20 protein-coding genes and 1 pseudogene are annotated in these 21,828 nt (G+C 55.2%); 4 read left to right on the forward strand and 17 right to left on the reverse strand.

Features of this window, described 5'->3' with window-relative positions:
* Positions 1–54 precede the first annotated feature (54 nt).
* The 10 genes from ASG35_RS19595 to ASG35_RS19640 all read right to left on the reverse strand — a co-directional run bounded on the left by ASG35_RS19595 (position 55) and on the right by ASG35_RS19640 (position 9,019).
* Positions 55–378 (reverse strand): hypothetical protein, encoded by a 324-nt coding sequence (locus ASG35_RS19595; RefSeq protein WP_056361328.1) that lies wholly within the window; start codon positions 376–378, stop codon positions 55–57.
* Positions 379–427: 49 nt separating this feature from the next.
* Positions 428–1,087, reverse strand: coding sequence for a type IV secretion system protein (locus tag ASG35_RS19600; RefSeq protein WP_235527623.1), 660 nt, complete (start codon positions 1,085–1,087; stop codon positions 428–430).
* A 49-nt stretch (positions 1,088–1,136) separates the two neighbouring features.
* Positions 1,137–2,021, reverse strand: coding sequence for a type IV secretion system protein (locus tag ASG35_RS19605; protein ID WP_162244427.1), 885 nt, complete (start codon positions 2,019–2,021; stop codon positions 1,137–1,139).
* A gap of 44 nt (positions 2,022–2,065) precedes the next feature.
* The gene (locus tag ASG35_RS19610) at positions 2,066–4,507 is read right to left on the reverse strand and encodes a transporter (RefSeq protein ID WP_056361332.1); all 2,442 of its coding nucleotides are present in this window, start codon (positions 4,505–4,507) and stop codon (positions 2,066–2,068) included.
* A complete protein-coding gene (locus ASG35_RS19615) occupies positions 4,507–4,920 on the reverse strand; it encodes a VirB3 family type IV secretion system protein (protein WP_082508484.1) in 414 nt (137 codons plus the stop codon). The genes ASG35_RS19610 and ASG35_RS19615 overlap by 1 nt, the downstream gene beginning before the upstream one ends.
* The gene (locus ASG35_RS19620) at positions 4,917–5,222 is read right to left on the reverse strand and encodes a hypothetical protein (protein ID WP_056361335.1); all 306 of its coding nucleotides are present in this window, start codon (positions 5,220–5,222) and stop codon (positions 4,917–4,919) included. The genes ASG35_RS19615 and ASG35_RS19620 overlap by 4 nt, the downstream gene beginning before the upstream one ends.
* A gap of 59 nt (positions 5,223–5,281) precedes the next feature.
* Positions 5,282–5,950: a lytic transglycosylase domain-containing protein gene (locus tag ASG35_RS19625; protein ID WP_056361338.1), complete on the reverse strand. Its 669-nt coding sequence runs from the start codon at positions 5,948–5,950 to the stop codon at positions 5,282–5,284.
* Positions 5,947–6,153 (reverse strand): hypothetical protein, encoded by a 207-nt coding sequence (locus ASG35_RS19630; RefSeq protein ID WP_056361341.1) that lies wholly within the window; start codon positions 6,151–6,153, stop codon positions 5,947–5,949. Before ASG35_RS19630 ends, ASG35_RS19625 begins: the two co-directional genes overlap by 4 nt.
* Positions 6,153–8,264: a DNA topoisomerase gene (locus tag ASG35_RS19635; RefSeq protein ID WP_056361344.1), complete on the reverse strand. Its 2,112-nt coding sequence runs from the start codon at positions 8,262–8,264 to the stop codon at positions 6,153–6,155. Before ASG35_RS19635 ends, ASG35_RS19630 begins: the two co-directional genes overlap by 1 nt.
* A gap of 125 nt (positions 8,265–8,389) precedes the next feature.
* On the reverse strand, positions 8,390–9,019 hold the full coding sequence (locus ASG35_RS19640) for a hypothetical protein (protein ID WP_056361346.1): 630 nt from the start codon (positions 9,017–9,019) through the stop codon (positions 8,390–8,392).
* Between the two features lie 289 nt (positions 9,020–9,308).
* Here ASG35_RS19640 and ASG35_RS19645 point away from each other — a divergent pair, with 289 nt between their 5' ends.
* Positions 9,309–9,701, forward strand: a complete 393-nt coding sequence (locus ASG35_RS19645; RefSeq protein WP_056361348.1) for a helix-turn-helix domain-containing protein — start codon at positions 9,309–9,311, stop codon at positions 9,699–9,701.
* 486 nt (positions 9,702–10,187) lie between these two features.
* Positions 10,188–11,555, forward strand: coding sequence for a helix-turn-helix transcriptional regulator (locus ASG35_RS19655; protein ID WP_162244428.1), 1,368 nt, complete (start codon positions 10,188–10,190; stop codon positions 11,553–11,555).
* Between the two features lie 994 nt (positions 11,556–12,549).
* Here the strand turns inward: ASG35_RS19655 and ASG35_RS19665 are convergent.
* Together ASG35_RS19665 and ASG35_RS19670 are read right to left on the reverse strand one after the other, a co-directional pair.
* Positions 12,550–13,920 (reverse strand): hypothetical protein, encoded by a 1,371-nt coding sequence (locus ASG35_RS19665; protein ID WP_056361358.1) that lies wholly within the window; start codon positions 13,918–13,920, stop codon positions 12,550–12,552.
* Between the two features lie 365 nt (positions 13,921–14,285).
* Entirely contained in the window at positions 14,286–14,870 is a 585-nt protein-coding gene (locus tag ASG35_RS19670; RefSeq protein ID WP_056361360.1) for a DUF7713 domain-containing protein, read from the reverse strand.
* A 317-nt stretch (positions 14,871–15,187) separates the two neighbouring features.
* Between ASG35_RS19670 and ASG35_RS19675 the strand changes: the two genes are divergently transcribed.
* A complete protein-coding gene (locus ASG35_RS19675) occupies positions 15,188–15,517 on the forward strand; it encodes a nucleoside 2-deoxyribosyltransferase (RefSeq protein WP_056361363.1) in 330 nt (109 codons plus the stop codon).
* Between the two features lie 205 nt (positions 15,518–15,722).
* On the opposite strand, the gene ASG35_RS30900 is transcribed toward ASG35_RS19675, so the two are convergent.
* The 4 genes from ASG35_RS30900 to ASG35_RS19690 form a co-directional block, all read right to left on the reverse strand.
* Positions 15,723–15,875: a DUF2256 domain-containing protein gene (locus ASG35_RS30900; protein WP_200945756.1), complete on the reverse strand. Its 153-nt coding sequence runs from the start codon at positions 15,873–15,875 to the stop codon at positions 15,723–15,725.
* 388 nt (positions 15,876–16,263) lie between these two features.
* Positions 16,264–16,896: a 3-isopropylmalate dehydratase small subunit gene (gene leuD, locus ASG35_RS19680; RefSeq protein ID WP_056361365.1), complete on the reverse strand. Its 633-nt coding sequence runs from the start codon at positions 16,894–16,896 to the stop codon at positions 16,264–16,266.
* 14 nt (positions 16,897–16,910) lie between these two features.
* Positions 16,911–18,323 (reverse strand): 3-isopropylmalate dehydratase large subunit, encoded by a 1,413-nt coding sequence (gene leuC / locus ASG35_RS19685; protein ID WP_056361367.1) that lies wholly within the window; start codon positions 18,321–18,323, stop codon positions 16,911–16,913.
* A gap of 8 nt (positions 18,324–18,331) precedes the next feature.
* Positions 18,332–19,714 carry an MFS transporter gene (locus ASG35_RS19690; protein ID WP_056361370.1) on the reverse strand — a complete coding sequence of 461 codons (1,383 nt, stop codon included), beginning with the start codon at positions 19,712–19,714 and terminating at the stop codon, positions 18,332–18,334.
* A gap of 182 nt (positions 19,715–19,896) precedes the next feature.
* Here ASG35_RS19690 and ASG35_RS19695 point away from each other — a divergent pair, with 182 nt between their 5' ends.
* On the forward strand, positions 19,897–20,853 hold the full coding sequence (locus tag ASG35_RS19695) for a LysR family transcriptional regulator (protein ID WP_235527626.1): 957 nt from the start codon (positions 19,897–19,899) through the stop codon (positions 20,851–20,853).
* A 185-nt stretch (positions 20,854–21,038) separates the two neighbouring features.
* Here the strand turns inward: ASG35_RS19695 and ASG35_RS32210 are convergent.
* Positions 21,039–21,301, reverse strand: a pseudogene (locus tag ASG35_RS32210) (IS3 family transposase); the annotation flags it as partial.
* Positions 21,302–21,828: the final 527 nt, after the last annotated feature.

Consider the following 21,828-nt stretch of genomic DNA (forward strand, 5'->3'; position numbering starts at 1 on the left):
CGAACTTACGGTGACCGGCGAAGGCTAACGGAGTAATCCCTGCCGACTAATCGCTTATTTCGACATGTGTTCCAGCTCCTCGCCGGGGCGAATCAGATGACCATTGGTCTTATCGATAATGAATCGCTCGGTGCTATAGCCCCGGTTTGCAACCAGTACATCGCCGTCCATCTCACCCGCATACGTCGGGTATTCACCGGTCAGCGCCTGCACAGATTCCTTAATGACAAAGACGTTGTCGTGCTTGAGGATCGACAGATCCGGGCCATTTCCTGATACCTTTGTCCAGGTTCCAACGTACTGATCACCGGATTGCTTACATCCGGCGAGCACCAGGGGAAGTGCAACGACAAGTGAAAGGAGGATTTTTGCTTTCATGATGATTGAGTCCAATGTGTTAGAGATGGAGCATGCGAGCCTTCGCTGCTCATTGGGCAGGCGCGGTGTCGCCCATCATTTGCGAGCGAAACGATTCGGCGGCCTGCTTCTGCGCAAGCGTGGTCTCAACGTCCTGAAGGTGCGATGCAAGGTTCAGCCGGGTTTGCTCGTTCTGAATCATCGCGTTTTCGGATTGCAACCGATTTTGTAGATCCGCTTTTGCCGCTGGGTCTTGCGTTAGATCGGATTGCTGCATCAGGTTTTCGATGTTCTGTAACCGGTCTGCCGACGACTGATATGCCTGCATCGTGATCGCCTTGTTCGTGGCCAATACGTCGTTGTAGCGTTGCTGAGTCGGAGAACTCGCCGTCATGCCTTCCTGATTTTCGACCTGCTGCGCGGCACTGGTTAACCCCTGCAATTGCCCTGACTTAACCTGCGTATAGACCGATTGCCATTGCAACGGTAGGTAGCTGGTCAGCGACGGATTGTTGAGGATCTGACCCAGACCGCGATTTCCCACGAGCGAGGTGTACTGGCTTTGCATCGTGACAAGCTGTGACTGGAGGCTCTTCGCCATCACCAGGTCCTGCGCCAACTCGCTCACGCTAATAACAGGGATGCCTTGCGCAAAAGACGGTGCGCCGTGGAGTGCGACCATACACGCCGTAAAAAGCGCAATTTGACGAGCATGTCCAACGCTTTTCAAAAGGTTTTGCCTCATATCCATTTGCCTTTTCGTTCAGTACTTGATTTGGTTAGCCATCGATTGAGCCGCCGCTCCCGCGGCCGGCTCGCATCTTTGCGGCTTGAAATGCCTTCCCGATGCCTTTACCCGCAAGCTTCGCAAACGGCCCAGAATGCTGTGCCATCGCGGATATACCGACACCGCCCGCGAGTGCGGACGCAAGTGCGGGCAGATTCATCGAAACGATCCAGAAAACGATGCCCATCATCGCCATCTTGGCCGTGGTGAGAAGGTCACTGAACGACCCAGCGGGCATATTGTTGAGCGCGAAATTCACCTCGATCGCGCCCGCCGCAGCAAAGAGTGCAGTCAGGATTGCGTAGTTCAGACACTGCGCGGTCCATGCCTCGAAGAACTTACGCGTGCCAGGAAATAGCGCCGAGGCGATGAACATGGGCCCGATCGCAAGCAAAAGCCCTAAGGCAAATTTCGCAAGGATGATGTACGCCGCAGCAATGGCAAGGAATGGCATACCCACCAGCAAAATCACGAGCGCCATAATGGTGGCGGTGATGTACCCGCCGATATCGCTCCAGGTCAACGCCCCGAACATGGTCTTGATCGCGGTGAGGTAAGCGTTTAGCACCGTATCCAACGCCGTGCCCGACGTAGGACTGTTCGTAATCGCTTGCGCGACGTCGTCACCCAATCCATTGAAAAACGGTACGACATACTCGGTGTAGTACTGGATGTTCATGCCGGCAGTGATAATGAGTCCCCACGCGGCAAAGCGCATGAAGAAATCAAGCACCGGCTGGTCGGTCGCACCCCGCCAATACGACGTCATGATCAGCAGCATGTAGACACCAAGCCCGGCCGCGACCAACGGGCTGATGAGCGAGATCAAGTTCGCAGATCCCGTCACAATGGTCTGATTCACCGTGTTGTCGAACATGATGATCAACGGCTGAAAGACGACAACATTGGTCGGAGTGACACTCATGAGGTTGCGTCCTCCTTGATGCCGGCAGGGTGCGCGGGTGTCTGCGAATCAGCCATCGCATGCCGATCGAACCTGGCAGCCTTCTTCTTTCCCTTGCGCCGTATTTGAAAGACCGCCATACACTTGTCGATATCAGGCCCATATTCCGCCCATACTTCATCCCAAATTGGGATGTTGTCCGTTGTGCCGGAGAGAACTGCAAGCGCGTCTGACATGCCGTATAGGTCAAGCGTGGCGAAGACTGATTGATTACTCTGTTTGATGAGAAACGTCCGGGATTCCTTGTCGAGGCTCTTGAGGACGTCGAACTCCTTTCGGTTCATGTTGCACACCTCGTAAGCCTCGAACCGCGCGTCGGGGTTCGGCAGATAGATCTTGGTGGCCGTCTGCTGTTGAATTGCGGCAAAGATCGGGCTCGCAATGGCATCTTCCGGCGACTGCGACACAAGCAGCACGAACTCTTCAATCTTTCGACCGGTTTTGAGCGACTTCAAAATTAACTCTTGCGTCACGGGGTACTGCGCTGGCAACCAGAATTCCTCGACGATCGTCACCAACAAGCTGCCGTTCTCCTGCATCAGCTTTTTCAGGTAGAAGAGGTAGGCAAGGACTGGCTCAGTTGGCTGATAGTTTTTCTGCAGGAAATCGGTGACGTCAAAGCCGATGCGGTGCTGCTTCGTCACATCGATCATCGTGTTCGGCACGTTGTCGAGCGCCCACGCGAATTCGCCGTCGGCCGCATGGCACCACTTCGACAACCGCGTCCAGAGCGAATTGGGCGTGCCGTCATCCGCAACGTTTTCGAGCAGACGGCTGAACACGCGATCTTCGACCCGCTCGATCGCATAGATGGCGTCGACCGCGTTCTTGACTTTGACCGCATCGGCGTCATTAATCTGTCCGGCCGCGTCACGCCCGCACGACCTCACCAAGCTGTACAGGAACTGCAGGTTCGCTTCGGTGGGCGGCAGTTCGAAAGGCGCAAGCCCCGTTTCGACACCGGCCTTCAACGGCAGATACACACCGCCTAAGTTACGAATAAAGATCTCCATGCCTCGGTCGAGGTCGAGTGCGAAAATCTTCGGATCAAACCGCTCGAGAAATCCCACAAGCGACAGCTGCAGCGTGGTCTTACCTGTGCCGGTCGCACCGAGGATCAGGGTGTGACCTGCGAATTTCTCGCCGGTGTTGTCCTGATCAGGCAGCGACGCATGGAAATTGAAATCAAATCGACCTTTGCCGATGGTCGAAAGCGGCATGACCGCAGTACCGTCGCCGATCGGATTGCCTCGTGCCTTGCCGGTCGAGTAGTTGTGCATGGAGGACGTCGACGCCAGCGTGCGCGTAGACCGCGGACTGGGTCGCGGCTTCTTGGTCGCGCCTGGCACCTGACTGAAATAGGTCACTGGCGCCGACAAGGTCGCAGGCATCCAGCTCACACCGCATTCATTGAGCGACTGCGCGGCAACGTAGGTCCCGTTTTCGATTGCCTTCTGCGCACTCGATCCGTATACCACGAGCGCACCATGGTAATCACCGAACGCAAGCTCACGCGCAGCGAGTAGGGCCTGCGCGTGACTTAAGTCGTCAATTTGATGAACGGCCTTGTCTTGCACCGACGTAAGCTTGCCAATCTGTGTTTCGATCTTCGCGTTCGCCTGATGCGTGCCCAGAAATCCGAACGATTGCGTCAAGGTGAACTCGACTGGCACGGTCAGCAGCGAATTCATCTGGCCCCAGCCGCTCTTCGGCAAATCCTTCAAGTCATAGCAAACTGCGTATTTGGTGTTGTTGTCGGAGCGCACTTCCAAAACGTCGTAGCCGAAGTGCATCCACGCATTGGGAATTGCCTGGTAGCCTGGCATCTCGGTCACCGGCACCCGACGCTCGACGCCATTGATCAGCTCGCCGATGAATTCAAAGGTTTCGGAAAACATCACGCCATTGCGCTCGTAAGCGCACAAGATCTCCGGGTCGTACGCGTTCAGGGCCTTTACGATGGTCTGCAAGAGCTCTTCCATCTCGGCCACGCCTTCCGCGAGAGCGTCGTGCTTAAGCACTACGCTCAAAAAGTAAGTGTTTTCGAAATAGTCGGTTTTCTTGAAGCGCGCGAGATACTGTTCGCTAAAGTCCTTCATAAACGACGAGCGAAACCCGTACGTCTGGTCGTGCGCCATGCGCCGGCGCTTGAGCGTCGTAGTGATCGACAGTCGATTGCCTTTGGTCGCGCCGAGAGACGACAAGAAGCGATTGAAGGAGTCGAAGCGGTTTTCCAGAATGGAGTCCGTCACCGACTCGAACGGGATGCCCGGCAGACGAATCACGCCCAACGTTCGATCATTTCCGCAGCTCGTTACATGCTCAGACACCGCATGGCCGACCTTGGGCATCTTGTCTTCGACCGCCGGTTGACGTTTCATTTTTTCGTAAATGGACATCAGTTTTCCTTGTGCTGCGAGAACGCGACGCGAAACTGCTCATGGGCCACCAGCGAAGGCGTGCGCTCAAATGCCGCTCCGAACGTGTCGAGCCGGTAGCCATACTTCATCGGACTGAGCGTGTAGGTGTTGCCAAACATTCGGGCGTTCGTGCGTCCTAGAAAGCAACGCACTTCCAGCAATAAGATGTTGAGCGCCTGATCATCGGTCGCACACACCTGTTTGATGAACATCACGGGTGCGAGGCAGGGGACGAACAGGAGAAATCCTGCTGGCCCGAAGGCAAAGCCGCCAACCATGGCAACGGCGACGCTGATTCCGAAAAGGATCAGGCCGGCCATGAGGGGAACGCCCTTAATCATGGCAACGCGGCCCAACCCCGCGTACGACGAATACAGGGCTTTCTCGCTCATGATCCGAAAACGGTCCAGGCCCATGCGGCGAGAACCGGAACGGAGCCGACGGCCGCGACCTTGGCAATGGCGCCACCAAAGTCATGCACCCAGTCGGCCTTGTTGCTCCAGCACTGAATCCCGACCCAGAGCAGGTAACAAATCGCGAGAATCCCGCAAATCGTAAAGAACCAAACTTCAAAATTGGTGATCGCGCTGGTCCCGGCTGTCAGGCCGCCTGCATGCGCGCTTGCGCTTACCAGCGATACAGCGAAGCCAATCAACGGCGATACAAGCAGGGATAATAGTTTGGTACGTTTCATAGTTGTCCTGATAACAAGTTAGTCAGTTGGTTGCGAAAAAAGAGTGCTGGATCAAACAATCAAAAATCTCCGAATGTGTCCCAGGATGGGTGGGTATGCTCGGATTGCGCACCCCGTGATGTCGAAGGCGTTTTAATTGCTGCCGGTGCCCCTGTATCAGGGTCGAGTCGCGGCACGGTTTGCCGCACCGTCTCGGGCGCAGCGACTGGCACGACAGCAATGGGCCGAACATCTCCCTTAGCCGTTTCCGGGCCTGTCGACGCTACGAAGGAAACAACGCGCTGTACGTAGCTCGATGTTCCGGAATCACGGACAAACCCACGCTTGAAATTCCCGCTGTAGTAGCAGCTGAACGCCGCGCGCAATGCGTTCTGGCCAGCACCCATACGGGCCGACGCACGGCTATAACAGTCCGACAAGATCGCCGAGCCGGCGCGCAGATTTGTGCAAGGATCGAATGCAGCATTCGCGTCCATGCCATAACTCGCAAGGTTGTAGCGATTCACTTGGCTTAAGCCCATGCTGTAGTTCCAGCCTCCCGCGTCGAACGCCTTAACAGTGGCCATCGCTTCATCGCGGTTCTGCGGCTGACGCACGAGGCGACCTCCTACGACACCGATCGCAAAGGGGTTGAAACCCGACTCGGCGTGAACAATCGCCTGTAAAGTCGTCGGATGAACTCCAGGAGCGCATTGCTGCGCGAGGCTATTGAAGTCGGCGGGCATCATTGGGTGGATTCGCTGTCAACGTCCGGATCTTCGTCCGGACGGTCTAGTTCTGCATTCAGGAGCGTGTTCAGAGACGTCGTTTTTTCGACGCCAGCCGCATCCGAAACCATCGTGTTTCCGGTTGCTGGCTTTTCATCATCTGACGGCAGGTAAGCTTCTGTCGCAAAATCCCACACGCGGCCTTTTTTAGGTTGCTCAGCCATTACATCGCTCCCACTTTCTTGAAACCAAAGCCCTTGCTCCTGGGCTTCAGTTTCGACGTGAAGTCTGGTGCTCCGTCACGGTCCGGATAGGACGCGGAGCACTTCGGCTCCGCCTGGAAATTCGAGCAACCCCAAATGTGGTCGTCATTGCCCGGGATTCGCCGCAAGCGGCCCGATGTACATTTCGGACATGCTGGTGCGGGTGCCACGGGCAAGTTCATCTTCGAGGTCCGCAAGCCCGCGATCACTTTGGTAATGAAAGCGACGTTGCGTTCAATGAACTGGTCGTACGTGATTTGCCCGCTCGCTACCGCGTCGAGCGCGATTTTGAACATGCCGGCCATTGTTGGATCCGTGACTGGGCCGGGCAGTGCCGTAAGCAACCCCCGGCCGCTTGCGCTGCACGTCAGCTTGTTTTTAGTGCCCTTGGCGATCTCGAGGAAACCACGCTCGCGCAGGTCCTTGATGATCCCGGCGCGTGTGGCGCTTGTACCAATGCCTTTTCCCTCTTTCAGACGCGCTCTAGCAGCCGGGTCGGTCGTAAATTTGTGAAGGTCAATCATGGCGGTCAACAACGATGCTTCATCAAAGCGGGAAGGGGGCTTCGTCGTACGGCTCGTGGTGTCACATGTCGTGCACATCGCGGGGTCGCCCTGCGCCATGTCCGGGAGTGTCTGTTTGGCATATTCAGTTTCGCCGTCGACCGGCGTTTGCACAGCCGCTTCCTCGTGCGGCGCATAGACCTCACGCCAGCCGGCGGACACGGGCGTCTTGCCGTTCGCAGTCAAGCGCTCGCCGACACATGAAATTTCGATGCGTGTTTGCATAAATACGGCGGGCTCAAAGAATTGGGCGAGATAGCTGCGCACGACCAGGTCGTAGACGTTGCGCTCAATCTCATTTAGCGCGGATAGGTCCGTTACGCATACGGTCGGCACGATGCCGTGGTGCGCTTCACCATTCATCTTCTTGTCGTCGAACGCAGCCGATTTGCGTTTCGTGTCGGCGCAGCTGATCAATGAGCCGAGCCCGGGCAGGTTTCGGCTAACCGACGCCAGAATGGTCGGCGCTTCATCGTGCTGCGCCTCCGACAGATAACGGTTCTCCGTGCGCGGGTAGCTTGTGACTTTGTAACGTTCGTACAGCACTTGCGCCGCGGCCAACACTTCGTCACCCGTGTAGCCAAACTTGCCGCATGCGGCCACCGTCAATTCGTTCAGGGACAAAGGCAGCGGCGGCGCCTCTCGCTTGGGCGACTTGTCATACGCTGATATCTCTGCCGGCTGGTTTCGCATACGGACAACAAGCGCACGCGCAACGGATTCGTCCATCAAACGGCCCGCATCGTCGAGACCGGCTTGGTCTTCGCGCGCCTTCCAGTTGGCGACAAACAGGCCGTTCTCATGCTGCATCTTCGCCGCGATAGTGAAATAGCCGGCCGGCTTGAATGATTCGATAGCCCGATCGCGGCCATATACGATCATGAGAGTCGGGGTTTGGACGCTCCCGACGGTCAATACGCCGTCGAATCCGAGCTCACGAGCGCGTAATGTGGCGGCACGCGTTAAGTTCAGACCGAAGAGCCAGTCGTAACGCGAACGCGCGAGTGCCCACACAAACCACGCGCGAAACTGCGGCTCCTCGTTGCTGTGCATCGAGTCAAGTGCCTGACGGACCTTGGCCGGGTTGTAATCGTTGACGAGCAGCCGTAGGACGGGCTTGGCGTTGCTTAGATAGATCAGAACTTCATCTACAAGAAGCTGGCCTTCCTCATCCGGGTCACCCAGATGCACGACTTGATCGACCTCGGACAAAAGTTTTTCTACCGCGCGGACGTTGCGCTGCAGATCGCCGCGGGGAGCCATTAGCCAGTCGGTCGGCACGATTGGAAGGTCTTGATAACGCCAGATCTTTGAACCGCTCTTGCTGCGTGGTAGGTCATCGGGAAGATACTCGTCTGGCATGGCCTGTTCGAGTGCGTGACCGGCGAGCGGCACGAACGCATCGTCGCCGATATAGGTCACCACGCCGTCGCGACGCGGCGTGCCCGGCAAGACTGCGACCACAGCTTGCACGAGAGATGACTTTTCACCGATGAACAATCTTCGCACCTTGCATACCTTTCAGTTGTACTAATTGCATCATCGAAAATTTGAAGTGCTTGTTCTCAACTTTGAATTACCCGCCGCAGGCCTACTGGTGATGACAACGGCAGTTTGATTCGGAATGTGCAGAGTTAGTGGTTGCCGCCGCTGCCTACGGCAGTCGCGCTACCAGACCCTGGAGCATCTGTTTTTGACAAGAACTGCTGCGCAGATGAGGCCGGGTCATAGGGCACTGTGGTCGATCCTTGCCCATAGAACTCAGTAACGGTGGTTTTGCCATTGATACCCCACCACACGCGCGTAAAAAGCTGGTTGTCGATGGTGATGTTGATCGCTCCACGTGCGCCGCATGTGAGCATGCTTTGCTCGGGCGGACCCCAGAAGAGGAGATTTGGGCTGCAATAGTTTGGCCCTGCGCCTACATTTTGGGCGCCAGTGCCTTGCCCAGCATTACGCGCACTCGCGGGCACCGAGCTCCTGACATCGGGCGACAGATTCGCCGCGCTGCTATTCAGGTCGCAAGTGGGAAATGATTTGCCGTGCTCAAGCGCATTCCAGAGCTTTTCGATGGGGGGCTTGCATTCTGACTCGGTCTCCGGCCCGCGGGGGTCGGCGAGGCACAACAGCACTTGGCAGCCCCACTCATCAGCAAAGACCGGGGAAGGCGACGCAATGTAGATGGCGCCAGACGCCGCAACCCAAAGGAACTTACGATCCAGTTTTTGTGAACGAACGTTCTCAACTATAATGGTTTTAGCCATTTCGATTCCTCAACAGTCCTGCAATGGTCAGGCCGATGGTGGTGTTGGTAGCACTCTCATCGGCCGCTACAACTTATACACGCCTAGGTTCGACTGGGCTGGCGCTGCATGCGCCCCCACGAGTCGCGCTGTAACCCCCACGGATGAGTAGAAGCTCTTCGTCGTTCATCCTCTGCATGAATCTCATCGAAAACTTCCGAGGCATTTCCCGCCTCTTATAATAGCGTTGGAATGGACCATTAAGGCCATTCTGGGTCGTTTTGAACCCAATGTAAATAATAGGTACGTTATGACGCAAAGTATTGGTGCTCGTCTGCTGAGCGAGAGGGAGCGCAAAGGCCTAACACAAGGGAGAATGTGCGAAATCACCGGGGTGAGTCGGAAGACCCAATTCACATATGAGACCGGCGCACGTCTGCCAGACGCGTCATATTTGGCTGCGATTGACGCCGCGGGGCTAGACCTCTTATACATCGTGACCGGTCGCCGCACTAACGGGTCGATCAACGACGCATTGCTGCAGGATGTGCTGACCCGCGTCGATGAAGCGATCAATGGGTTAAAACCTAATATGGCTATCGAGGTCAAGGCGCGACTTATATCGTTGGTTTATCTGACTGCGTCCGAGAGCGGACGGGTGGATCCTGAAGTGCTTAACAAAGCGGTTCAACTGATTTCCTGATTGCTCGCTTGGCGTAATGAAGGCGTGCCGTCAACCACCTCGACACCCTAGCGCACGGACCACACGCATCTCGACCCGCATGGGCATGATCTCTCCAAGTTCGGCGACTGCATCGTCCAGCCGCAACCATTTCCGCGGCTCTTCCCCAACATTCGAGAACAGCATCTGACCGTCTCTTGCGACGACTAGCGCGTGCCATCTGATTCTGTTGCCGTGTCGCAGCTGGAGAAAATCAACATGGGTTATGACGGCCGTTTTACCCCACACGCTTTGAAGCAAACTGAAGTTGCTGAGTGGCATTGTTATGAGCCTCGCGATCGCTGATAACTCATCGTAGATGCGAAGCACCCCCGAGGTGTACCCCCTTGACCTCGGGGGGCGATATGTAGTAAGCGCTGAATGCAACCCTTTGTAACATCGGATGAATTCGTTGCGACTCCGCGTTTACATTGATGCGCAAGTAATCGCGCAAGGGATGAGATGTCGATGTTGAACGCAGAGAGTGTTACGTTTTCGGCTGGCCATGAGACGGTTCATTTAAGGGCACGGCTGTCGCAGTTTGGAGGTCTCCTCGAACGCGAATCGTTATTGCGCCTCGGGCGCAACGGCGAGACGCGATTCACACAGGTTGTCCTAGCGAACGAGGCAAATGTCCAAGATCTACAGCGTACCGAGCCACACGAAAAGATAAGAGACGCTATCCCGCGTATGGCGCGCGAGCCTTTGGCTGCAAGCGCGAAAAAAGTGCCGCTTGGTCACGATGAAGACGTGATCGAAATGATTCGTCATCTTGCCAACGCGCAAGACGAAGCAGCTCTCCTCAGGCAACTTGAAGATGTCGTTCTTCGGCTCGGTGCCCGAACAACATTTTTCTGTTTGACGGAGAAGGGCACAGATGGTGCCCATCAGTCATACCGGGTGTTGTCGGCTTCCGGTGTAGACCTTGTTCAGAAGTATGCGGAAAAAAGGTGGTACGCGACGGACCCCTTCATGACGCATGGGGCACATTCTCAGCAGCCTTTCTTTTCCTCCGACGTCGGTTCGATTAAATACCTGGATGGAAGCCGGCGTGAGATGGCCGAATTCATGCGCAGTTTCGGCGCCTCCAGCTGGATCACCATCCCGGCACACGGCCCAGAAGCGCGTTTCTTCGGCGTGCTCTATGTGGCGATGCCGGACCTGCCTGAAGATGGTGGGGAAGAACCGCTTCGTAAAAACCGCTTATTGTTCAAACTAATTGCTGGTGAAATTTTTGATTGGTACGACCGGGGAGAACGGGCATCCTCCTGGAGCAGTAGCGGATTAACCCGGCTTGAACTCGACATGCTGTACCTGTCGGCACAAGGTGCGTCGTCAGCCATGATCGCTGAATCGCTGGGCCTATCTGCCAATGCCGTAACACGGCGTCACTTTAAGTCGATCAACGCTAAACTCCGCACTAACTCGATCACCGAATCGGTCCGTCTAGCCGCAGCTCGTAACCTTCTGCCGATTGCGAGTAATCGCAAAGTTGCCTACGTTCTACATAGTCCTGTCTACGGCATCTTCTTGGGCTGCGACCATAGCGTGCCATTTTGGTCAGGTGTCATGCCCTCGGGGATGGACGAAGCGGCGGTTTTTGCAGACATCGAATCAGCCGAAGCCGCCTTGTCCGAACTCGGGCTCCCGCATGGGCACGACATAGAACTCAAACGCGTCGATATTCATCAAGCTGCCCAAACGGCAACAATCAATGACTGTTTGCGTGCAGGTTTGCCAGCTTGGGATCCGCTTGTACAAACAAGTGGCGCACCAGCGGATGATTCCGCGACGCCTGGCGAAATCGAAGAAGGACCGCCGCCGTCTTACCATTGATAAAATTTACGACCGAAACTGGCAGTTGCCATGACGTGCCGTCAGTAAAGAATTCGTTGACGGTGAGACATGCGCTCGCAAGGAAATTTTGGTTTAAATTACAACCCTGCTTGCGCCAGCGATTGTAGCTGCTCGTTCGCGTGTTTTTATCACGTGCATCTCTGATGGAAAGAGCGGTGAAATCAACGTTGCCTGTTACTCCGGACAGTCGCTACTTTGTTGTCAGAGGACGCCTCTGGCGATGTACAAACCCGTTCTTATCAGCCGAGGTAAAAAAGGTTTTGGTAGACGAGTTGATGCAAGCCCGCCGCGAAAAGGGTTCAGCATTACGTTGTGGCGATAACGCGGGACGCGAAGTCGCGCGTCACAGAATCGATGAGATCAAAAAGCAGCTGGGTGAGCGAGGTCCCGTTTGGTGGTCGGACGGCGCGCCTGACTGGAATCGGCAAATGGCAAAGAACACCCCATATGCCGATTGGTATGCTGGGCTACCTAGCTGATACCCTCATCAAGTCGTAGGTATGCTCTTGCGAATTTTGTCGTTTATTTCGGGCTGGCCGATCTTGACCGGTTCAGCCGCTTTGCGACTTGGGCCATTTGGGGAACGGCCAAATGACTGCAGCTGGCTCAGTTTTCTTCACGGCAGTGTCGGAAGTGCGGCATCCGCATGACGTTCGGAGGCCGCTCCTTACGTAACTCGATGGGAAGATTTTCACGGATCCGCAATCGCACTGGAAAGACCAACGCGCCCCGTTCTTGCCGTGATTCACGTAATGGGATGCAGTGAGACGGCCAAAGCGTTGGCCGGGCGCAATGTCGATCTGGCGCAAGCAGCCACACGACAAAGTCTTGCGGTACCTTACGCTACGAACCTCGATAACCTTTTCGATGCCGCACGCGCACTTGAAACGCCAACGAGAACCGTCCTCGCGGGCAATCGCAGTGAGCCTGCCAAAGGTCCGACCGGTTAGATCAACTGCCATATCAAATCAGGTCAAAGCAATACGGCTTGCCGCAACAGTTCCAACGCTTTCAGTTCGTCCAAGCGACCGGTACGTGCCTTGCCCGCGAGCGTCTTGAGCAGCGCCTCCGCGATTGGTGCAATGCCGAGCAAATGGTCCAGACTAGTCGCAGGAATGAGAGCGTACGGCTGCCTGCTGCCTTGCGCTTCAGGGGACGCTGCGAACTCCTGCTGAGCAGGGGACGACGAGACGCGACTATCGACGGGTTGCAGAACTGCTGATTCGGCGACGGACGGGACCGCTTGATCCTGGTGCTTAACGACCGCCGCTGTCTCAAAGACTACGCCTGTTGGACGGCCCGTGCCATTCGCATCATCGACCTTGGCGATTCGAGGCTCCGCCTTCCGCGCTTTGATATTCGCAGGCGTCTTCGCCACTAGCGCTTTTGGTTCGGCCACAGGCGGCAGTTCTTCATGACTGACCGCACGACGATCCGACGAAGGGATCAGCAATTCCGACACCGACTTGGGAATGTCCGTTACTGTCCGGGGAACGTCGAACCAGCCAGTGGGCAGACCGAGGCGTTCCGTGAACCGGTTCACTTCAGCATCGTCCAAACGCTTTTGCCCATAAAAACGATTGGCCATGTTGGAGTCGCTAAGTTCCATCACCGCGCCGAGCCGCGCCTTTGATCCTTTGCGGGTCGTGAGCACATGAAGGTTCGCACGACGGATCTTCTCCAAAGCGGCGACATCATTCAACGGCAGTGATTGCTGAGATGCCGACTTGGATGGCACTTTCGTTTTCCCAGGTACCTTCTGCGGTGGCGTGACCTTGCTAGGCTGTGCAGCAGTCGTGTTGCTCTTCGCGACGGCCTTAGGCGACCCGCCATTTGTTTTCTTTGGCATTTCCGGGTCTCCGGGCGGATGATCAGTAAGGGTAGGGTGGTGATTGAACTGTGTAGAAGGAGCTGGCCAAATCACTTCAACGTACGCCGATTCCGGTTCAGCGTTCACGTGAATAAAGTCTAGGGGCGACCTCAAGCGAGCAATGATTTCAGGCGTGAGGACCGGATTGGGTTGATCGAAAAAACCATGCGGGAGGCCAAGCGTCGTTTCCATGTGAAAAGCTGTCTCGGGCGTAAACCTCTCGCCATTCACCAATTCGGCTACGCGCGTTAAATTAGAGTCGAGTCCGAGTGCAATGTTTTCTGCGCCCACTGCATCAACTAGCAATTTAAACGAACGCGTTTTGAAGATGGACGCCGTCTGAGCCGCGTCTCTTGCAGGCGGCGCTTTAACGTAAGGCTTGTTTGTTCGGCGCGGTGTTGCATCTGATTGTTGGCGCGATTGATACTGGCCCTTATCTCGAGATCCAGAGTATCGCCCGTGTGGTTGACTCATAAAGTGGGCTCCCGGTCGTCAAATCACTAACAATTTCCCATTATAGGGCGAGGGTGTACCTACAGCGGATTCCCTATAGGGAAAGAACCCGTCCTCAGGATTTCACTTTCACTGTGCTGCCGTTGGCGCCAGTTGATACCGGATCGAAGGCAGCGCCCCATTAAAGATACAAGATGTCGAACCTCGCCGACGCGGGGCCCAACGTTTAAGGATGAGTCGACTACATACCTGGGAAGGGCGTACGCAGTGTTCGCTGGCGGTCCTGATGCGCTCGCTGGGCTCAGCAACTAAGCGAGACGGGCGTCAAGATACGAACCGTCTAATCTACACGACAGCTATCGGAACTGTTGAGGGAAGCTCCCATCTCAGATTTCGTCACTTGGATCGCGCAGTTCGAGTTTGAACTGCCATCCTTCAAACGTCATTAGCATGCGCCCGAGCTCGTCCCATTCAACACGGCGCCCATCTACGACGACGCATGGCATACGCGAATGCTCGTCACCGTCCCATTCGATTCTGCCGCGGATTGTCTCGTCGACAATTTGCAACCCGAGATCACCATCTCTTACGTGCACAACCGCAAGCAAACGACGCATCTTTTCAATCAGCCTTCCAAGCAAAACAAATTGATCCGCTTCCGCATCTCCAAGAATCTGAAACCGGTAGCCCGATGGTTGATTCTCGCTAGTCGCGTCGAATGCCTCCAGAGAAAGTTTGTCGCCAAACAGCAGACTTCGAAAACGAAACTGGTGAACATTTCCGCTGGCGTCTGACAGGTGCATCGGATCAAACTTTGTTTGTTCAAAATTGTCGATACCGGCGTGCTTTGCCATTTCGCGGTTAAAGCAGGCGGTGCACAGCAATCGGTCGCTGTGCTCGTCGCTTCCAGTATGGATGGTGTCGTACTGTGGCACGGTGGCTTTGCAAGCTGCGCATTGACTGACGGACATGACGGAACTCCACGAAATCAAATGAGCGGCGCGTTTTGCAACCGATGATACTTCGCGGGCCCGATGCGGTACGAAAGATCGGCTTTGTTCGCGACGGGCCCATTTTGTCATGCCAGAACGGCCCTGCAACTATATGCGGCCGATCTATTTTCCTGAGAGCGCTTTTGATGTACAAATTTGTTGTAGCTTAAGTGGCATACAACGTCTCACATCAATCAGGTTCCGCCTTAACAGATTGTCTGACTGCCGAGAGATAATTGCTCATGTTACGAGTTTATTGCGCGGGTCCGCTTTTTAACCCAAGCGAGCGCGCTGAGATGGTCAGCATTTCCAGCACACTGGAGCTGTCTGGCTTTTCAACCTTTCTTCCGCATCGCGATGTCGTTGTGGCGAACTTGAACGGCAGAGTACCCGATGAGGGAACAATCGTCGAGGCGACGCTCGCGTGCCACTCCGGCAAACCGCTTGTGCTGTACAAAACGGACGTACGCTCGATGCTCGGCGGTTCTGACAATCCGATGGTGACAGGACTTGGCGACTTCGAATCAATCAACGATTCGTCCGCTTTGCCGGCTGCCGTAGAGCGAGCCGTCGCCATTCACAGCTCAGAAAATTATCCGAAACCATGGAATTTGGCGCATCCATAGCGACGCTTCGGGACAAAAACGACAGCGTCTGCGCCGTCGCGGCGGTACTTTACCAAAATAAGCTTTCGAAAAAGTAACTCGAGGCACCATACCTATGTTAAGGACCTCTGATAACACTGGCGGTATTTAAGTAGTTATGCAACACGAACCGAACGTTGTTGATCTTTGCAGATCAACTGTTAGTACAACGGCTACAAAAAGAGGATCACCTTACAGCTGTGCCGCGTGCGCTACGACACTTATCCGAGCAGTATTTGACGCTGCTCCAATCGCGCTTCCATTTCTTGCGCCATGTGAATGTGCGCCCACAACTCGCACAAACCTTACTTGGGAGGGTATCTTTTTTCTGCATGCGCATACGGGACCTCCTAAAACCGTTGTTCAATGACACTCATTCTGAATCACAAGTCATGCTTGTGCAAAGAACTGCAATATCCATACGCCCGCAATAGCCAGTCGTTCAACGAAGAAACCTAAGCGAGCCGAGGTCAAGTAAAGTACTTAGGAATACTTATACAAATCGCTAATTATAAGCTTATGTAAAGTTCGAATCGACCTATGTCGTTCTGTTCACGTGCTGCTTGCGCTGGGCGCTGCTTTGAACTGGCGCGTGGTCCGCCGCACTAGTGGCGCGACTGGACAACGTCTAGCAAGAAAGTATGCACGTACGTTGCGGCAAGCGAAGCCAAGACTGTGTCAGCAGTCATAGCAGCTTTGCCGCGGCATGTTCTGATACTCTGAAATCATCAAAGCCACGGTCGTTGACTTATTCTCTTTTCTTCGAACGCTTTTATTTCTTCCGAGAACAACAAGGTAGCACCTACTTCGTCGACGCCTTCCAGAAGATTCTTGCGCAGCATTTCCGGCATGTCGAATGAAACGTGCTGACCATTCGCCCAGCTCACCTGACGCGTTTCCAGATTGACAGTGAGACTAAACCCGAGGGTGTCTTCAATCTCCGCTCTTAATGCCTGTATTTGTTCATCGGCCAATATGACTGGAAGGATGCCGTTCTTGCAGCAGTTATTGAAAAAAATGTCAGCAAAACTGGTTGCGATCATCACCCGAATGCCGAACTGATAAAGCGCCCACGGTGCATGTTCACGGGAACTTCCGCAACCGAAGTTTTTCCCAGCCAGCAGAACCGACGCATGGGCGAAGCGTGGGAAATTGATTGGGCATTTGGGGTTGGGAATGCGCTCGGATGAAGCCTTGCCGTAATAGCCTTCGTCCAGGAAACGCCATTCGTCAAATAGATAGGGACCAAATCCGGTCCGCGCGATCGATTTCATAAACTGCTTTGGAATGATCGCGTCGGTATCGATGTTGTCGCGGTCTAGTGGCAATACAATTCCGGTGTGTTCGGTGAACGGTGTCATGGCTGTACCCTGCTTTACCGGAACAAGGCGCTGACGTCGGTGAAGTGGCCTCGCAGCGCGGCTGCTGCGGCCATCGGCGGACTGACCAGATGAGATCTGCCGCCGGCGCCTTGCCGGCCTTCAAAATTACGATTTGATGTCGACGCAACGCGTTCGCCCCGGTCAAGCCTGTCGGCATTCATTGCCAGGCACATCGAGCATCCCGCTTCACGCCACTCGAACCCGGCAGCCATGAAAATCTTGTGTAGCCCCTCCAATTCCGCCTGGCGCTTAACGGAAGTGGAGCCCGGTACTGCAAGTGCGAGCTTGATATTTGGCGCGATCCGTCCGCCCAGTTTCGTCAATACTTCAGCCGCAGCGCGAAGGTCCTCGATGCGGCCATTGGTGCAGGAGCCAATAAAGATCTTGTCCAGGGCAATGGAAGTTATTGGCGCTCCGGCATCGAGACCCATATAGTTGAGCGCGTTCATATACGACGTGGACTTGGCATGGTGTCCGCCTGCAATGGGATCGGGAATGCGGCCGGACACATCGACTACCATTTCGGGAGACGTTCCCCAGGTAACCTGAGGCAAAAGTGCGGTGACATCCATGCGCACCTCCGCATCGAACACGGCGTCGTCATCTGAATGCAGTGCCAACCACTCGGTTTGCGCACGCACCCAGTCCTCGCCACGGGGTGCACGCGCACGCGTTTCGCAATACGCCAGCGTGGTTGCGTCCGCCGCGATCAGACCGGCTCTCGCGCCAGCTTCAATGGACATATTGCACAGGGTCATGCGTGCTTCCATTGAGAAAGCGCGCACCACCGGGCCCGCGAATTCAATCGCGTGTCCTGTCGCGCCATCGGTTCCTATATGGCCGATTATGGCGAGGGAGACATCCTTCGCTGTGCAACCCGCAGGCAGCGTGCCGTCAACGGTGATACGCATTCGTTTGCTTCGGCTTGTGACCAGCGTTTGCGTACTGAGCACGTGTTCGATTTCCGACGTGCCAATGCCGAATGCGAGAGCACCAAACGCGCCATGCGTACTGGTATGAGAGTCGCCACAGACAATCGTCATGCCGGGAAGGGTGCTGCCAATCTCCGGTGCGACAACGTGCAGGATGCCCTGTTCGGGATGAGTCATGCCAAAGTGATCAATGCTGGTCGCGCCAGTATTTTCCTGCAAGGTTAGGACCTGCGTGCGGGAAGTGGCGTCTTCAATGCCGTGGGAACGGTCGGTCGTGGGCACATTGTGATCTGCCGTCGCGAGATTGGCGCGCGGACGCCACACCACACGGCCCTCCTGACGCATCGATTCGAACGCCTGGGGGCTCGTGACTTCATTCACGAGATGGCGGTCGATGTAGAGAAGGGCGGTGCCATCAGCCCGGCTTCGGACTACGTGAGCGTCGAAGATCTTGTCGTAGAGCGTTCGGCCCATTTTCGCTCCTAGCCTTGAACAGCGTTCGAATTTTCAGGGAGCGCATCTTCTGGTAGACCGAGGTCCTTTGTTTCAGGAAGAAACCAGGGAAGAATCATGCCGATGACATACACCGATCCAAACATTAATGCCGCATGAGATACGCCGCCCAGCGACTTGATCATGGAGCCGGACAGAATCGGGAATACCCAGGCAACCAGGCGGGCAGAGTTGAAAACGAAGCTCGTCGCGGTCGAGCGGACAGACGCATTGAACAGCTCGGCTGGGTAAATGGCCAGCCAGGCGAACGTACACCCCAGGGTGAAGAAGCCGTTGATCGCGGCAATGGCCAGCATGCCTTCGACGGAACTAATCCAGCCGTAAGCCAGGACAGTGGTCGCTAATGACCCGGCAAAACCCAGGAAGAGGAACCATCGGCGCCCCACGCTATCGATGATGAAGCCTGACAGCATGTAGGCAATGATCGCGCCGACCGTGTAGACAATCGATACCGAAGATATCCAGTGACCGGCGTTGACAACATGTTCCTGCTTGGCCAACTCTGCCGTGCGTGCCGGAAGCCAACTGGAAACAGCCCACCAGCCCACGATCGTCACAATGGACAACACGGTTGTCAGGACGATCCGGCGAACCGACTCTCGCTCGCTGAATACCTGCTTGAGGGTGAACGGGCGCTTGGCGTGTTGGTCGCTCACGGCGGCAGAGCCGGTTGCGCTCCATTGCTTGTTGCGCACGGCTTCCTGCCATTGTTCCGATTCGTCCACGCCGCGCCGGATATAAAGAACAAAAAACGCGGGCAACGCGCCAATCACGAATATGACGCGCCAATTGTCTGCACCGAACGGGTCGGCGCTGGTCAAGGCATACCAGGCCACGGCTGCAATCAGCGTGCCCCATCCAAAACCCGACTGCAGAAAGCCGGCGCCCTTTGCCCTCGCTTCACGCGGCCACGTCTCGGCAATCAGCGCGATACCTGTGCTCCATTCGCTGCCCATAGCAAGGCCCGTCAGGAAGCGCATTGCGCACAAATAGACCAGGCTGCCTGAGAACGCTGTGCATCCTGTCAGTATTGCGTATGCGAGAACCGACCACATCATCATCGGCTTGCGTCCGACATAGTCGGCAAGAACGCCGCCCACCAGGCCGCCAATACCCCAGCCGAGCAGGGTGATTCCGATAACCAGTCCTGCGTAGAGCGGCAGTGAACTCATCTGGCCACGCGTCAGCACCGAATGCATCAAAGCGGGCAGCACCATGATGAGCGCGAGCGCCTCATATCCGTCAAAGATCCATCCGAGAAACGCACCATTCAGCGTGAGCCAGTGTTTCCTCGTCAATTTTGCATACCAGCGGGAAGATGGTGCAAGTTGCGTCGGAGAATCGTTCGCCATGTCATTCACGGATTTGTCTCGATTTTATATTTTGAAGGGTTTGCCAGATGTCCGCTCTTTGGTTTAGAGCGTGCCAGCCCTTGGCAGCGTTGGAATTGAATGCGGAAGTGCTTGCCGAGGCTGGATTATAATGTTGACAAATAGTCAAAACTATTGCTCTCTCACGAACAGAGCCATCGTCCATGACGATGCGTGACACTGTTCTTTCCAAGGGATCCATGCGCATCGATATCGAGTCCCTGAGAGTCTTCCTGGCAGTGGTGGAAGAGGGGAGTATTGCAACTGCATCCCGGGCATTGCATCTGGTGCCTTCTGCCGCTAGCAAGCGGATCTCGGATCTCGAGAAAGATGCTGGCTCGGCCCTGTTTTACCGCCATAGCCGCGGTGTTTTGCCTACGCCAGCCGGCATTGCACTGTATGGCCATGCAAAGCAGATTTTCGAGCAGATCAGGCACATTGATACGCTGTTAAGCGAATACTCTGGCGGTATCCGGGGCCATGTGCGGCTGTCCGTGACGTACACAGCCATGGTGCATTACTTGCCGGCAGATTTACGCCGTTTCGCGAGCTTGCATCCGGAAATCAAAATCGATCTGATTGAAAAGCCAAGTGATGTGGTGGTACGAATGGTTGAGAACGGGGTCGTCGATTTCGGCATCTGCGCCATGCCCGACCCGTCCTTGAGGTTGATTTGCTTGCCGTACAAGGTTGACCGGCTGTTCGTGGTGGTGCCAGTCGATCATGCTTTTTCCAAAAGGAAGTCAATTGGTTTTGAAGAGACGCTGGATTGCGACTATGTTGGCATGCAAGAGGGCGCGTCGATTCATACGCTTTGTACACGCGCGGCGGACGCTGCCGGCAGACGACTGAAGCTCCGAATTCAGGTAACGAATTTCGAGGCTGTTCGCAACATGGTTGCCGCCGGTCTGGGGATAGGCATCTTGCCCGAGGTGGGAATACCCAAGCACGCGAAATCACGATTAGTCAGTATTCCTTTGGATGAACTGTGGGCTGAGCGTCCCTTGAGTATCGTATGCCGTGAACTTGAGAACATGCCAGCTCCCGCTCGCATGATGGTTGAGCAATTGATGCAGGAACCACCTGGATTCGGCGCTGCCGGTGCGTTATCGATGATGTAGATTGGGAAGCAGGTCATCGTCTTGCTTTTGTGCAAACGCCTCCGCAAACTACTGGATATCGGTTTTCCGTTAGCTCGGAAACCGTGAAATCGAAAAACCCAATCTACGCTACATGAGACGGTTTTCGTTAACTCACGCTCTTCGCGTCTTGAATTATGCTGGAAACTGACCCACTGGGGTTGCGACTAACATCTCGGACTGGTTTGTATTGCAATTCCATGACATTCACAGTATTCGGGGAGGCTGAAAGAGTTAAGCGAGACCTGATACGCGTTGCGCTGTACCAGCGGATGTCAGAGTCAAGGACCTGGACGTATTGATCAATGGTCGTATCCCGCAAGTCAAGAAAATAAAACAGTTCCGTCTTGAGTCTCCCGAAGAAGCCTTCACAGGCTGCGTTATCGGGCGAGCATTCTTTGCGTGACATCGAGCGAACAGGCCTGACATCGCGCATCCAGATAACAGTGTCGTCGATTTCTGCCGTTGGAGGAGCCGAGAGCAACTTTGACACGCTGCTCTAGCCTTCGCCCCTTGGCACCGCCCACGGCAAAGCAACATTTAACTACGAGTCCGGGAAGTCTCCAAATTTCTGTTTTTCCAGTCTTACCAAAAACGCCTCAGTCTACCCAATTCCGTTTTCCTGCAAATCATATTGTTCGAAAGCGACGATGAGCAACTAACGCGATCACGTTGCGGTCTGCTGGGGCGAAGTCCTATGAGTGCACTTTTCTGGCTTCGTATACTGCCGCGACATTACATCTCTTAGTTATCCTACTAAAAATTGTTAATGTTAGTTACGTTCAATCCGTTGGCTTGCCGAGTTACGTTCTCGTGGACGCGTTCTACGCATTTTTTGTTGGTTCAGATTTAGATGCAGATCAACACACAAGCTAAGCCTCCTGTCCTGTCATGAGGCGTTTGGAGCGTAGGCATCATGGGACGCGGTATAGCTCAACATACGAAGCCCTTTCCGGT

This window comes from Burkholderia sp. Leaf177 (genome assembly GCF_001424345.1).
GTDB lineage: Bacteria > Pseudomonadota > Gammaproteobacteria > Burkholderiales > Burkholderiaceae > Caballeronia.

Coding starts and splice junctions, on each gene's coding strand:
- ASG35_RS19690 (WP_056361370.1), bottom strand. CDS start 19,714: ATGGCGAACGATTCTCCGACGCAACTTGCACCATCTTCCCGCTGGTAT.
- ASG35_RS19655 (WP_162244428.1), top strand. CDS start 10,188: ATGTTGAACGCAGAGAGTGTTACGTTTTCGGCTGGCCATGAGACGGTT.
- ASG35_RS19640 (WP_056361346.1), bottom strand. CDS start 9,019: ATGGCTAAAACCATTATAGTTGAGAACGTTCGTTCACAAAAACTGGAT.
- ASG35_RS19595 (WP_056361328.1), bottom strand. CDS start 378: ATGAAAGCAAAAATCCTCCTTTCACTTGTCGTTGCACTTCCCCTGGTG.
- ASG35_RS19695 (WP_235527626.1), top strand. CDS start 19,897: ATGACGATGCGTGACACTGTTCTTTCCAAGGGATCCATGCGCATCGAT.
- leuC (WP_056361367.1), bottom strand. CDS start 18,323: ATGGGCCGAACGCTCTACGACAAGATCTTCGACGCTCACGTAGTCCGA.
- ASG35_RS19620 (WP_056361335.1), bottom strand. CDS start 5,222: ATGAAACGTACCAAACTATTATCCCTGCTTGTATCGCCGTTGATTGGC.
- ASG35_RS19645 (WP_056361348.1), top strand. CDS start 9,309: ATGACGCAAAGTATTGGTGCTCGTCTGCTGAGCGAGAGGGAGCGCAAA.
- ASG35_RS19625 (WP_056361338.1), bottom strand. CDS start 5,950: ATGATGCCCGCCGACTTCAATAGCCTCGCGCAGCAATGCGCTCCTGGA.
- ASG35_RS30900 (WP_200945756.1), bottom strand. CDS start 15,875: ATGCGCATGCAGAAAAAAGATACCCTCCCAAGTAAGGTTTGTGCGAGT.
- ASG35_RS19615 (WP_082508484.1), bottom strand. CDS start 4,920: ATGAGCGAGAAAGCCCTGTATTCGTCGTACGCGGGGTTGGGCCGCGTT.
- ASG35_RS19610 (WP_056361332.1), bottom strand. CDS start 4,507: ATGTCCATTTACGAAAAAATGAAACGTCAACCGGCGGTCGAAGACAAG.
- ASG35_RS19605 (WP_162244427.1), bottom strand. CDS start 2,021: ATGTTCGACAACACGGTGAATCAGACCATTGTGACGGGATCTGCGAAC.
- ASG35_RS19675 (WP_056361363.1), top strand. CDS start 15,188: ATGGTCAGCATTTCCAGCACACTGGAGCTGTCTGGCTTTTCAACCTTT.
- ASG35_RS19665 (WP_056361358.1), bottom strand. CDS start 13,920: ATGAGTCAACCACACGGGCGATACTCTGGATCTCGAGATAAGGGCCAG.
- ASG35_RS19670 (WP_056361360.1), bottom strand. CDS start 14,870: ATGTCCGTCAGTCAATGCGCAGCTTGCAAAGCCACCGTGCCACAGTAC.
- ASG35_RS19630 (WP_056361341.1), bottom strand. CDS start 6,153: ATGGCTGAGCAACCTAAAAAAGGCCGCGTGTGGGATTTTGCGACAGAA.
- leuD (WP_056361365.1), bottom strand. CDS start 16,896: ATGACACCGTTCACCGAACACACCGGAATTGTATTGCCACTAGACCGC.